Origin of the sequence: Amycolatopsis thailandensis (assembly GCF_042723255.1) — a bacterium.
GTDB lineage: Bacteria > Actinomycetota > Actinomycetes > Mycobacteriales > Pseudonocardiaceae > Amycolatopsis > Amycolatopsis thailandensis.
Genome location: NZ_JBHXJK010000035.1, coordinates 1 through 12,792, shown reverse-complemented (window position 1 = coordinate 12,792; position 12,792 = coordinate 1). Strand labels below are relative to the sequence as shown.

At 67.7% G+C, this 12,792-nt stretch carries 12 protein-coding genes; 5 read left to right on the top strand and 7 right to left on the bottom strand.

Annotation, left to right across the window (positions count from 1 at the left end; translation table 11 throughout):
- Positions 1 to 137: 137 nt before the first annotated feature.
- The 7 genes from ACFWMR_RS16325 to ACFWMR_RS16295 form a co-directional block, all read right to left on the bottom strand.
- Positions 138 to 488 carry a hypothetical protein gene (locus tag ACFWMR_RS16325; RefSeq protein WP_093938679.1) on the bottom strand — a complete coding sequence of 117 codons (351 nt, stop codon included), beginning with the start codon at positions 486 to 488 and terminating at the stop codon, positions 138 to 140.
- Between the two features lie 96 nt (positions 489 to 584).
- Positions 585 to 1,187 carry a DUF742 domain-containing protein gene (locus ACFWMR_RS16320; RefSeq protein WP_378378935.1) on the bottom strand — a complete coding sequence of 201 codons (603 nt, stop codon included), beginning with the start codon at positions 1,185 to 1,187 and terminating at the stop codon, positions 585 to 587.
- Positions 1,188 to 1,193: 6 nt separating this feature from the next.
- Positions 1,194 to 1,613 carry a roadblock/LC7 domain-containing protein gene (locus tag ACFWMR_RS16315; RefSeq protein ID WP_005156190.1) on the bottom strand — a complete coding sequence of 140 codons (420 nt, stop codon included), beginning with the start codon at positions 1,611 to 1,613 and terminating at the stop codon, positions 1,194 to 1,196.
- Between the two features lie 503 nt (positions 1,614 to 2,116).
- A complete protein-coding gene (locus ACFWMR_RS16310; RefSeq protein ID WP_007033392.1) occupies positions 2,117 to 2,725 on the bottom strand; it encodes a GTP-binding protein in 609 nt (202 codons plus the stop codon).
- Positions 2,706 to 3,491: a DUF742 domain-containing protein gene (locus tag ACFWMR_RS16305; protein ID WP_364211604.1), complete on the bottom strand. Its 786-nt coding sequence runs from the start codon at positions 3,489 to 3,491 to the stop codon at positions 2,706 to 2,708. The genes ACFWMR_RS16310 and ACFWMR_RS16305 overlap by 20 nt, the downstream gene beginning before the upstream one ends.
- A gap of 25 nt (positions 3,492 to 3,516) precedes the next feature.
- Positions 3,517 to 3,975, bottom strand: a complete 459-nt coding sequence (locus ACFWMR_RS16300; protein ID WP_085939650.1) for a roadblock/LC7 domain-containing protein — start codon at positions 3,973 to 3,975, stop codon at positions 3,517 to 3,519.
- Positions 3,976 to 3,995: 20 nt separating this feature from the next.
- Positions 3,996 to 7,112, bottom strand: a complete 3,117-nt coding sequence (locus ACFWMR_RS16295) for a sensor histidine kinase (RefSeq protein ID WP_378378934.1) — start codon at positions 7,110 to 7,112, stop codon at positions 3,996 to 3,998.
- A 730-nt stretch (positions 7,113 to 7,842) separates the two neighbouring features.
- Between ACFWMR_RS16295 and ACFWMR_RS16290 the strand changes: the two genes are divergently transcribed.
- The 5 genes from ACFWMR_RS16290 to ACFWMR_RS16270 all read left to right on the top strand — a co-directional run bounded on the left by ACFWMR_RS16290 (position 7,843) and on the right by ACFWMR_RS16270 (position 12,555).
- Entirely contained in the window at positions 7,843 to 8,799 is a 957-nt protein-coding gene (locus tag ACFWMR_RS16290) for an ABC transporter substrate-binding protein (protein WP_378378969.1), read from the top strand.
- A 308-nt stretch (positions 8,800 to 9,107) separates the two neighbouring features.
- Positions 9,108 to 10,052, top strand: a complete 945-nt coding sequence (locus ACFWMR_RS16285) for an ABC transporter substrate-binding protein (RefSeq protein ID WP_378378933.1) — start codon at positions 9,108 to 9,110, stop codon at positions 10,050 to 10,052.
- Positions 10,053 to 10,060: 8 nt separating this feature from the next.
- Positions 10,061 to 10,831 carry an ABC transporter permease gene (locus tag ACFWMR_RS16280; protein WP_378378932.1) on the top strand — a complete coding sequence of 257 codons (771 nt, stop codon included), beginning with the start codon at positions 10,061 to 10,063 and terminating at the stop codon, positions 10,829 to 10,831.
- A complete protein-coding gene (locus ACFWMR_RS16275) occupies positions 10,828 to 11,661 on the top strand; it encodes an ABC transporter permease (RefSeq protein ID WP_093938673.1) in 834 nt (277 codons plus the stop codon). The genes ACFWMR_RS16280 and ACFWMR_RS16275 overlap by 4 nt, the downstream gene beginning before the upstream one ends.
- A gap of 21 nt (positions 11,662 to 11,682) precedes the next feature.
- Entirely contained in the window at positions 11,683 to 12,555 is an 873-nt protein-coding gene (locus ACFWMR_RS16270) for an ABC transporter ATP-binding protein (protein ID WP_378378931.1), read from the top strand.
- Positions 12,556 to 12,792 lie beyond the last annotated feature (237 nt).

Here is a 12,792-nt window from a genome sequence, read left to right as displayed (position 1 = left end):
GATGTCCCCAATGTGGCATTGGGGACGCTGAGTGTCCCCAATGCCACATTGGGGACATCGGATGAAGCCGCAAAGCGCCGGAAAGCAACGGCCGCGGCACTCACGAAAGCGAGTACCGCGGCCCGACGAGAACGAAATCAGCCCCAGCGCAGACCCATCTCCCACTGAACGGTGAACGGCTCGTTCCGCCCGGTCAGCGTGTAGAAGCTGGCGGGCAGGGTGCAGGTGAAGGACCTCGGCGGGTCCGCGACGTAGGCACCGCCCTTGCAGTTGCCCAGCGTCCAGGTGAAGTAGTAGTTCTGCCCGATCGCGTCGATGTCGACGTGGATCTGCCCACCGGGGAAGAAGCCCGAAGCGAGCTTGCATTCCTTGGTGGGCGTGAGGCACTTGGTGCCCCTCTTCTCCTCTGCACTGGCCACGCCGGCTCCCGCGAGCGAGGCGGCCAGGACGGTTCCGGCCACAAGGGTGACCGCTCCGATTTTCTTCACGATGACTCCCCAGTCAGGTGTTCTTCGCTCGACGGCGAAGTAGCCGAACCCTACCGGACCGGGCAAAGTGGACACAGCGGAACTTCCGAGAAAGTCCTAAAGAGCGCGAAGGCCCTGAAGCACGCGCTCCATGAAAGCGCGCGAGGAGGAGTCGCCGAGGATCAGCTCCGTCTGGTGGATCAGCACCAGGCCCGCGTCCGCCATGTCGCCGACGAGCACTTTCACGACGCCCAGCGGCAGCCGCAGGTGCGCGGCGATCTCCGCGATCGACCGGGTGTCCAGGCACAGGTCGCAGATCTGCCGGTGCTCGGGAGTCCGCACACCGCGATACCGGCGGCCGTCCTCGCTGGTCGACACCAGCGCCTCCAGCGCCAGGTCGTGCGCGGTGCGGGTGCGCCCGCCGGTGCGCGTGTAGGGCCGCACCCGGGAGCCCGAAGTGGGCAGGTAGACCGAAGCGGGTTCCGCCCTGGAGCGAGGCGGCGGCGACTGCCGGATCGGCGAAGGCATCGACGAAAGCGTCGACGCGGGCGAAGGAGGCGTCGGGACCGGCTCCGGCGGCTTGGCCGGGCGCCGCGGCATGACCGTGCTGATCGAGCTCAGTTCGAACCGGCTCGGCGAATCGAAAGACTCGCGTTCGGTGCCCTGATAGAGGGAGTCCCAGCCGGAGGGTTCCGGTTCGGTGAATCCGGTGATCTTCATCGGCGGTTACCCACGTACGCCGCCCTGCAGCTGCGCCCGCAGCTCGGGGGTGATCTGCTGCCCGACCCGCTCGACGAGCAGGGTCATCTCGTAGGCCACGGTGCCGATGTCGCAGGTCGGCGCCGCCAGGACGGCGAGCGAGGAGCCGTCGGCGACCGACATGAGGAAGAGGTACCCGCGTTCCATCTCCACGACGGTCTGGTTGACCCCGCCCGCGTCGAAGCAGCGCGCCGCGCCGGCGGTGAGGCTGATCAGCCCGGAGGCGACCGCGGACAGCTGTTCGGCGCGCTCCTGCGGCAGCCCGTCCGACGGCGCGAGGAGAAGCCCGTCCGCGGAGACCAGCACGGCGTGCGCCGCGCCGGGAACCCGGCGCGCGAAATCCGTGATGAGCCAGCCGAACGAGCTCTGCTGCCCGGATGCCGTCACAAGTCCCTCCTCGCTGCGTCAAGACCACCTGGGCGGCGTGGTCCGGGCGTCTCCCGATGACCAGCACAGACCAGCACCGATCCGGTACCGCCGAGCACGAAGACGCCTCCACCCAGCGTATTCGTCCCGCCGATCGTGTCGAGCCCGCCACCCGGCGGAGGGTGTTAACCGAACGTGAACGTCCAGCCGCTCACCGCGTCGACACATGCCGAACCACGCATTCGTGGGTCACCCCTTGGTGGCCTGGCGCGACCAGGGGTGAATCGACGTCCACGCAGGTCACCGACGTTTCGACCACCCGATCGGGCACTACCGGCACCGGATCGCGTGAAAGGGATCGCCCCGCGTTCGATCCGACAGGTGGCACCACCCCCGAAGCGGGTGAAGCCTGCCGAGTTCACTCCAACGGCCGCATCCGCTCCGGGCTTTCGTCTGTTTTTTACCCCGCGCGCACCCTCTTGTGTCGTGTTTTTACCCCGCGCGCACCCTCTTGTGTCGTGTTTCTACCCTGCGCGCAACGCCGAATCGTGCGCGATGGCGTGCTGCACGACCGAGATCAACACCTGCTTGGCGGACTCACGCTCCCGTGCGTCACACGCCATGATCGGCACGGACGGTGAGATCGTCAGCGCGTGCCGGACGTCCTCGATCTGGTGGTGCAGCAGCCGGTCGAAGCAGTTGATCGCCACGACGTACGGCAGCTTCCGGTTCTCGAAGAAGTCGATCGACGGGAACGCGTCGGCGAGCCGCCGCGTGTCGACCAGCACGACCGCGCCGATGGCGCCGACCGCGAGGTCGTCCCACATGAACCAGAACCGGTGCTGGCCCGGCGTACCGAACACGTACAGCACCAGGTCCGAGTCCAGCGAAATCCGGCCGAAGTCCATGGCCACGGTCGTCGTCGACTTGTTCGGGGTGGCCGAATTGTCGTCGACGCCGGTACTGGCCTCGGTCATCATGGCCTCGGTGGTCAGCGGATCGATCTCCGATACCGCCCCGACCAGCGTGGTCTTCCCCGAGCCGAATCCGCCAGCGACCACGATCTTGGCCGACGAAGTCGGTCCGGTCACCTGCGGCGCATTCGCGTCGGAGTCAAATTCTCCGAAGCCCACTGAGCACCCTCTCCATGAACTCGATACTCGGCCGGTCACCCACGTTCTGGCTGGCGGTGTGCACCAGGACCAGACCGAGGCCGGCCACGTCTCCGATCAGCACCCGGACCACGCCGAGCGGCAGGCGCAACAGCGCCGCGACTTCGGCGACGGACCGGGTGTCCAGGCAAAGGTCGCAGATCGACCGGTGTTCGGGGACGCGTACCCGGTCGAGCACCCGTCCCTGTTCACTGGTCGAGATCAACGCCTCGATGGCAAGGTCGTACGTCGGCTTGGTCCGGCCCCGCGTGCGGAAGTACGGCCGGACCAGGCCGGAGGATTCGACGTCGGTGGTGTACTGCTCGTCGACGAACTCGTTCTGCGCCTGCTGCGGCAGTGCCGCGGCGAGCGGGTCGGCGGCCGCTGCCGCCGCCCTTCGTTCCTCCTCCTTGTCGAAGGAGAACCTGGCGAACTCGCCGGAGTCGTAGAGCGGACCACTGCCACCACCGAACAGTTCCGCCCCGGGGCCGCCGAGGAGGCGTTCCCGGTAGTCCGAGACGCTGAAATCGGCGGGTCCCTGTCCCGCGTTCGAATCGGTCAGCCAGCGGGAGGCCTCGTCCGGGGACACGGGGTCGCTGTCCGACCCCTGTGCCCGGCGCGAGCGCCATTCGCGGTCGACCCGGTCCCGGAAGGACGTCCAGTCCTCCCGGCCGTCGTCACGTTCCGACCACCCGCCGTTGAAGTCGTCACCGAGCCGGCCATCGCCCCTCAAGCGCCCGTCGTCCACGGCAATCTCCTCGGTTCCCGGTCGCTCAGCGGCGGACCGACGCGCCCTGCAGCTGCGCGCGCATCTCCGGTGTCAGCTGTTGCCCCACCCGTTCCACCAGCAAGGTCATCTCGTAGACGACCAGGCCGATGTCACTCTCCGGCGACCCCAGGACCGCCAGGCAGGAACCGTCGGACACCGACATCAGGAAGAGGAAGCCATTGGCCATCTCGACCACCGTCTGCGCGACCGTGCCGCCTTCGAACACCTTCGCCGCACCGCGCGCGAGGCTGGTGAGCCCCGACGCGACCGCGGCCAGCTGATCGGCCCTGTCCTTGGGAAGCCCCTTCGAGGAGGCCAGCAGCAAACCGTCCGCCGACACCACCACGGCATGCGCCGCGCCCGGGACCCGGTGCACGAAATCCGTGATCAGCCAGGCAAAGCTGCTCGTGTGTCCTTTACCCTGCGCCTGGCCGCCAGGCTGCGCCGGACCACCCGGCTGCATCGCACCCGCCCGTGTCACTGTCACTCCTTACTGCTGTCATCGGCAGGGGAATCCGCACCCCTGCCAGTCACCGGAACGCCGTTGTCATCCAGCGCATCGAGCGGGCGGTCCTTCAACGCGTGCCGTCCCGACTTGTAACCCTGCTGGAAGCTTGCCATCCGGCTGCGGGCCGCCGTCGCCGAGCGGGCGATCGCACCCGTACCCGGCATTCCGGAAGTCTTGTCGGCGAACGAGTCTTCCTTCTTCGGCTCGTTCCCGCCGATCGAACCGGGGACGAGGTACTGGTTCGGCACCCGTTTGGGCAGGCCCGCCGGGGTGATCTCGTCGTTCCGATCTTCGTACAGGACCTGCGCCGCCTGCCAGCCGTCGTCCGACGCGCTGCGCCAGCCATTGTCCTGGAGCACCGTCTCCGGCGGAACACTCTGCGGGGTCCGAGTGGGCAATGCCTCTTCGGGGGCGTCCTCGACGGCGGGTTCCGCTGCTTCGTCGCCACCGTTGCGGGCCTGCTCGGGCACGTCGGACCCGACCGGCTCGGTGTAGGTGGTCGGGGTGTCGCTCCCGGCCTCGTCACCTTCGCTGAACCAGCGCGACAGCACCGACTGGTAGATCGGCAGCCGCCGCGTGGGCACGTCGTCTTCGAGCGCCGACTTGCCGGCGTCCGAAGGCTCCTCGGACCGCCGAGGCGGCTCGGGCGGGGTCACCGGGACGTACTTCGGCTCCCGCTTCGGCAGCACGAGCGGTGCGAACTGGGTGTCCGTGCCGCTGGAGGCGCCGTCGCCGTTCGACGGCGGGAGGTCGTCGGCCGTCGGCCACGCCGGGGACTCCTCGGCGGGGGCCGCGGGGCTGAGGAACGGCCCCGCCGCGTTCTTGCCCGCGACCAGGTCGTCGAGGCTGATCGGCTGGTCGAGCGGGACGAGTCCGCCTTGCTGCGCGACCGGCTGCGGCGCCGGGGGCTTCGACGGCGGCGGCGGGGTCATCTCCAGGCCGCGGTCGGAGGCGGGGACGCTCGGCAGCGAACTCGACATCTCGGACACCGACGGCATCGAAGGCATCGACGTTTCCGAGCGGTTCGGCGGGGGCGGGGTGTTCCGCACGCCGGGCCGCATCTGCGTGAGCAGCTCGGCGGGCACGACGACCCGCGCGATCACGCCGCCCTCGATGTCCTCGTTCTCCCGGAGCCGGACCTCGATGCCGTGGCGGCGCGCCAGGCGCGCGACCACGTACAGGCCCATCCGCCGGGTCACCGAGACGTCCAGGTCCGGCGGGTCGGCCAGACGCTGGTTGACCTCGGCGAGGCGCTCGTCGGTCATGCCGACACCGTGGTCGGTGACCTGGATGGCGAGCGCCTTCTTGCGGGTGATCACCGCGCGGACGGTCACCTTTGTCTCCGGCTCGGAGAAGTAGGTGGCGTTGTCCAGCAGTTCCGCGAGCACGTGCACGAGGTCGTGGATCGTCAGGCCCTGGACGGCGACCTCGGGGACGATCCCGATCTCGATCCGGGCGTACTGCTCGATCTCCGAGACCGCGGCGCCGATGACGTCGGCGGCGGGCACCGGCTTGGGCACCGACTTCGCGAGACCGGCGCCCGAGAGCACCAGGAGGCTTTCACCGTTGCGGCGCAGCCGCGTGGCGAGGTGGTCGAGCTCGAACAGGCTGGCCAAGTGGTCCGGGTCCTGCTCGTCGGCCTCCAGCCGGTCGATGACGCCCAGCTGGCGTTCCACCAGCCGCTGCGACCGGCGGGACAGGTTCACGAAGATGCCGTTGACGTTCTCGCGCAGGAGGGCCTGTTCGGCGGCCATCTTGACGGCCTGTTCGTGGACGACGTCGAAGGAACGCGCGACTTCACCGATCTCGTCACGCGAAGTGACGGGAACCGGCTCGACCGACCGCTTCGAGGCGTTGACCGGGTCCGGGTCGTCCAAGATGGCTTGCACGGTTTCCGGCAGTCGTGTGTAGGCGACGTCGAGCGCCGTCTTCCGCAGCACCCGCAGCGGGCGCAGCATCAGGCGGGCGATGACGAGCATCAGGAACAGCGCCGCGAGCAGGGCCAGCAGCACGATCGCGCCGCCGATCCAGGCCGAGTTGATCGCGTCGGTGGCCAGGCCGTCCGCCTGGGCCCGCAGCTGGCCGAGCAGGTTCGTCTCGACCGCGCGCAGCTTGTCCAGCGCGACCCGGCTGTCGTTGCCGAGCGCGACGTTGTCGATCGACGGCGTCTGGTTCTGCTGCTGCAGGGAGAACGCCATCGTGGTGATCCGGCGGCGGTCGTCGACCTCGGGGCCCGAGAAGGTGTCCGAGTAGAGCTGCCGCTGTTCGGGGCTGGCGTTGGCGATGAAGGCCGCCGTCGAGGCATCGCCACTCGCGACCGCCGAACGGGCCTGGTCGAACAGGTCGCCGGGGAACGAGGAGCGGAAGGAGGCGATCAGCAGCGCCGCGTCACCGCGGGCGATGAACTCCTTGCTCTCACTGATGGCCTGCACGGTGACGCCGAGCCGGAGCACGTCGCGGTTGGCCACCGCGGTGGTCACCTCGCGGCCGAGCTGGACCAGCGAGTCGAGGATGCCGGAGTAGGCGATCAGGACCGGGGTGTCGCCCAGTAGCGAGGTGTTCATCGCGCCGCGCAGCGGGCGCAGCGCGTCGAGCCGCTGCAGACCACGCGAGTAGCGGTCCCTCGTGTCCTGGTCGTCCGGGTTGATCTGGTTCGCCGAAGCCCGCAGGTCGTCGACGGCGCGGTCGACCTTGGCGATCTGCGCGTCGAGACCGGTCTGCCGCGACCCGTCCTGCGAGGAGATGCGGGCGACGGCGAGCGCGCGTTCGCTCTGCAGCTCGTGCACCACGAGGGTGATCTTGTCGGCGAACGCGACCTGATCGGCCGTGTCCTGGAACCGGGCCGCCTCGCTGCTGTCGTCGATCACGCGCAGCGTGCCGAGCGCGAGCGCGGTCAGCGTCGGGATGATCAGGACGGCCGCGAGCTTGGATCGCAGACGCCAGTTACGCAGGCCGAGGAACGACCCTGCCTTCCCCCCAGGACCGTCTCCGGTTTCCCGCGCAGGGGTCCCTCCCACCCCCGCGGTGTCTTCGTTCGGCACCGCCGCACCACCATCATCTTCATCCGGGCCGGGAAAGCCCATTTTGGACATGCCGTACTGCTGCTGTCTGGGTCGGTTGTCGGAGACCACTACCCGCACGCTCCTGCCGGCCGGCAGGGGGACGCATGACGCGAGTGCTCACTCTGACGAATGAGGAAGTCGTCTTTGACGCAGTCTCTCAAGTGCACTTGGCCGAATTCCCGCCTGGCGTCATTGGTCTGTTCGGCCTAACCCGCCAGTGCGCGAGCGCGCACCAGTGAAGCACGGACGTGTCCGAAGTGTTCAACACCGGGTTCTTGTTCAACACAGAGTGCCTTGCACCTCGGGAAAGGTCCAGAGCGTTCGGCCATCCAAGGCACTCTCTTTCACTACATCAGTGGTCCACACCTCACTACCGGTGCATGAGGGTAGCGAACGGTAGCCCCAGATGTAACCCTTTGGACAAGACCTCCAAGAAGACACCGGACGGGTCTTGACCTGTCCGCGCTCAATCGTCAACAAGTCCCCGGCACGAACACGCCGAGTTGTGTTCACTTCTGACAAACAGCCTGTTCGGGTGATTGTTACCACTTGGGATCATGGGATGACCACCCATTGTGAGCGCGTTGTCCGTTCTCTACAGTGAGCCCGTGACTCCGACAAAGAGTCACTTCCGAATTCCACATCTGGCCACGTCATCACGTGTCCCTCGCTTGATCAGGAGCATCACTTGCTTGGCTCTGCAAGCTCGAAGAAGGCCTTGAGCGCCAGCCGGGGCCGGCGCGGAGCCCTCGCCTTCGCGATGGCGGCCGTCGTATCGGTATCGGTCAGCGGCTGCGGCCTCCTCGGCGGTGACGATTCGTCCTCCTCCGGTGGCTCGGGCAACCTCGAGAAGTCGAAGATCAAGGTCGCCGTGATGTCGACCATCGACCTCGCGCCCCTGCGCCTCGCCCAGGACGGCGGCTACTTCAAGAACGAAGGCCTCGACGTCGAGGCGATCGAAGCCGGCACCGGCCAGATCTCCCTGACCAAGTTGATCAGCGGCGAGGTCGACATCGCTTACGCGAGCTACACGCCGTTCTTCATCGCGATGAGCAAGAACACCGCCGACATCAAGCTGGTCGCGGACGCCTCCTCGGCGGGCCCGAAGAGCACGATGCTGGTCACGCTGCCGACGTCGTCGGTGAAGAGCGTCAGCGACCTGGCGGGCAAGAAAATCGGCATCACCGCGCCGAACACCGTGTCCGACACGCTGTCCAAGTCGGTCATGAAGGACCACGGCGTCGACGCCAGCAAGGTCACGTGGGTGCCGATCCAGCTGCCGAACGTCGGGTCCGCCCTCAAGAACGGCGACATCGACGCCGGCTTCCTGACCGAGCCGTTCATCACGCAGACCGCCAAGCAGGCGGGCACCGTCCCGGTCGTGGACACCGCCACCGGCGCCACCCAGGACTTCCCCACCGCGGGCTACGGCTCGCTCGGCAAGTTCGTCTCGGAGAACCCGAAGACCGTGGCCGCCTTCCAGCGCGCCATGCAGAAGGCCACCCGCGACGCGGCGGACCGCTCCAAGATCGAGCCGCTGCTGGTCAAGTACGCCAAGATCGACCAGGACACCGCCTCGCTGACCACGCTGCTGACCTTCCAGTCCACCTTGGACCCCCGCCGCATCCAGCGGGTCCCGGACCTGCTCCTGCAGATGGGCGCCATCCCGACCAAGATCGACGTCGCCCCGATGATCGCGGCCCAGGCCACGAGTTGATGACGCGCGGTTACTCCGAATAGTCGCCTAATCCGGAATTCGGTCACTGAAAGTGATGTTGTCCAAGCGGGTGATCAAGTGATCGGGCGAATGGCCTAAAATGATCACCCGCTCACGACACCCATTGTGAGCAGGTGGGCAAATCTCTAAGGTGACCGCGTGCCTGGCGAAATGAAGCCACGACACGGATGAAAAAACCCAAACGGTGATTCATTGTTTCCGAGGAGCTGGCTTTGTTTCGAAACACCATGAGCAGGAGTGGTGCACGTAGAGGACGGACTGCCGTCGGCGTCGCCCTGAGCGCGCTCATGCTGGCCACATTGGGCGCCTGTGGCGCTCTCGGCGGCGAAGACACGTCCAAGGCGTCCGGTGGGGACGGTGCCCTGGAGAAGCCGAAGATCAAGGTGGCCCTGCTGCCCGTCGTCGACCTCGCGCCGCTGCGGCTCGCGCAGGAAGGCGGCTACTTCAAGGCCGAAGGTCTCGAGGTCGAAGCGGTCGACGCCCCCAGCGGTCAGCAATCGATGACCAAGATGATCGGCGGCGAGGTCGACATCGCCTTCTCCACCTACATGCCGTTCTTCGTCGCGAAGGCCAAGGGCGCGGCCGACATCCGGCTCGTCGCCGACTCCGTGTCGGCCAGCCCGAAGAGCAACGCGGTCGTCACCGTGCCGACCTCGTCGGTCAAGACGATCAACGACCTCGCGGGCAAGAAGATCGCGATCACCGACAAGAACACCGCCTCCCACCTGCTCACCGTGTCGGTGATGAAGGACCACGGCGTCGACACCAGCAAGGTCCAGTGGGTGCCGATGCAGCTGCCGAACATCGCCGCCGCGCTCTCTTCGGGCCAGGTCGACGCGGGATACCTGCCCGAGCCGTTCCTGACCCAGGCCTCCAAGGTCGTCGGCGCCACCCCGGTCGTCGACATCGCCACCGGCGCCACCACGGACTTCCCCCTGGCGGGCTTCGGCGCGCTCGGGTCCTTCGTGGACAAGAACCCCAAGACGCTCGCCGCGTTCCAACGCGCGCTGGCCAAGGCCGTGCGCGATTCGGCCGACCGTTCCAAGATCGAGCCGATGATCGTCAAGTACGCCAAGGTCGACGCCGAAACCGCGTCACTGCTCACGCTGCCGACGTTCGGGGCCACCCTGGACGCCCGTCGCCTGCAGCGCGTGCCGGATCTGCTGCTGCAGACCAACGTGATCGCCGCCAAGCTCGACGCCGCCCCGATGCTCGCCCCTCAAGCTGGATAAAGGTAAAGGTGCCACGACTTCTCCGTGCCCTGGCCGGTCTGGCCGGTTTCTTCCTCCTGTGGGAAGTGATCGTCCAGGCCGGCCTGGTCCGTAAAGAGTTCCTCCCCCCGCCGTCCGTCGTCCTCGTGACGATCGTCGAACAGTTCGGGGAGACGCAGTTCATCCGGGACCTGATCGCCACGTTCCTCGCGTGGGCGATCGCCCTGGCCATCGCGGTCGCCATCGCCGTGCCCGCCGGGCTGCTGCTGGGCAGCATCCCCGGCCTGCGCACCGCGACCGCGGTGGTCGTCGAGTTCCTGCGGCCGATCCCCGCCGTGGCGCTGATCCCGCTGGTGCTCCTGCTGATCGGCGGCGGTCCCGAAGCGAAGATCACGCTGGCCGTGTACGCGTCGTTGTGGCCCATCATGTTCAACACGATCTACGCCCTCGGCGAGATCGACCCCGTGCTGCTGGACACCGCGAAAGCCTGCGGCACGAGCAAGTTCCGGACGCTGACGTCGGTGGCGCTGCCGCATACCGCGCCGTTCGTGTTCACCGGGGTCCGGCTGTCCGCCAACATCGCGCTGATCGCGGTGGTCAGCACCGAGTTCCTGGCCGGCGCCAAACTCGGCATCGGCAACTTCATCATGCAGGCCAGCACCGGTTCGACCAGGTTCGACCTCGTGCTCGCCGGCACCGTGGTGGTCGGCGCGCTCGGCTTCCTCATCAACGGCGGACTCGAAATGATCGGCAGGCGGGCGTTCCGCTGGAGCACGGTCGACCGGGAGGCGGTCTCGTGACGACCCTCACGCTGACCAGCCGCGTCGGCAGGCGCGTGGGCCGGGGCCTCGGCATCCTGGTCCGCAACTGGCTGCTGTTCTTCGCCCTGCTCGGGCTCTGGGAGCTGGCGTCCCGGCTCGGGGAAAGCCCCTTCTTCCCACCGCCGACCGAAATCGTGGCCGCGTCGGTGAAGCTGTGGTTCACCGGCCCGGCCTCGCAGCTGTTCCTGACCGACACCGTGTTCGACAACGTGCTGCCGAGCCTCGGCCGGACGCTCGGCGGCTGGCTGCTGGCCGGTGCCCTCGGCGTCGCGCTGGGTGTCGCGCTGGGACGGTCGAAACACGGGATGGACTACGTCGGCCCGCTTTTCGCCTTCTTCCGCTCGGTGCCGCCGCCCGCGCTGATCCCGGTGTTCATCGTCCTCTTCGGACTCGGGCCGGGGATGCAGACCGGGTCGATCATCTTCGGCGCGATCTGGCCGGTGCTGCTCAACACCGTGGACGGCGTCCGGTCGGTGGACCAGGTGAAGATCGACACCGCGAAGTCGTTCAGGACCCCGCGGTCGTACTGGGTGCGCTCGATCGTGCTGCCCGCCGCCGGGCCGAAGATCTTCGCCGGCCTGCGGCTGAGCCTCTCCATTTCGCTGCTGCTGATGGTGATCTCGGAGCTGGTCGGCTCCTACAACGGCATCGGCCGGTCACTGATGGACGCGCAGCAGGCGTTCGACTTCCCGCTCATGTGGTCGTGGCTCGTCCTGCTCGGACTGCTCGGCTTCGGGTTCAACGCGGCCTTCCTGGCGGTGGAGCAGAGAGTGCTTCGCTGGCAGCCCACCCGCAACGGCCGTATCTAGTTCTTTCGAAGGGTCAGCAAGATGTCAACCATGCTCGAAGTCTCCGGGCTGAACCACCGGTACGGCGCGGGAGAAAAGGCGCACGTCGCGGTCAACGACCTGTCGTTCACCGTCGAAGCGGGACAGCTCGCGAGCATCGTGGGCCCGTCGGGCTGCGGCAAGTCGACGCTGCTGCGCTGCATCGCCGGGCTGATCAAGCCGACGTCCGGCCGGGTCAGCCTGCACGGCGAAGCCATCTCCTCCGGCGTGCCCGACGACCTCGCCGTGGTGTTCCAGGACTACAGCCGCTCGCTGTTCCCCTGGCTCTCGGTGGAGAAGAACGTCGAGTTCCCCTTGCGGTGGCGTGACTTGAGCCGCTCCGAGCGCCGCAAGCGGGCACAGGAGTCGCTGGAGTCGGTCGGCCTGTCGGGGGTCGGTTCGAAGTTCCCGTGGCAGCTCTCGGGCGGTATGCAGCAGCGTGTGTCGATCGCGCGGGCCTTGGCCAGCCGTCCCGCCCTGCTGCTGATGGACGAGCCGTTCGCGTCGGTCGACGCGCAGACGCGGTTCGAACTCGAGGACCTGACCCGGCGCGTGCAGCGCGAGAACGGGAGCACGATCCTCGTCGTCACGCACGACATCGACGAGAGCGTCTACCTTTCGGACCGGGTGCTGGTGCTGTCGAAGTCGCCCGCCACGATCGTCGCGGACCTGCCGGTCGGGCTGCCCTCGGAGCGGGACCAGATCACCACGCGCGAGTCGGCCGAGTTCGTGACGCTGCGCGGTGAGGTGGCGCGGCTGCTGCACGGTGGCGCGCCCGAAGCCGTCACCGCCGCTTCGGACGCGGCCGAGTACGAACTGGCGCAGCAGGAGGCGGCCGCCGACTCCTCCGCCTCCACCTCCGCCAAGACCTCCTGACGCCTGGGCCGCTGTACATGAAGGCCCCCTTCACTGCGTCTAGCGCAATGAAGGGGGCCTTCATGTACTTGAGGGGCAGGGCGCGTAAGCGGGTCGTGAGTGGCGTTTCGGGCTAGAGCCGACCGTGTCTTAGGTGGCTGCTGGGTTCTGGCTGTGGCGGAGCGCGAGTCCGGTCCGTGAAGGCCTCCTTGCCTACCCTGAAGGTAGTGAAGGAGGCCTTCACGGACTGGGGTGATC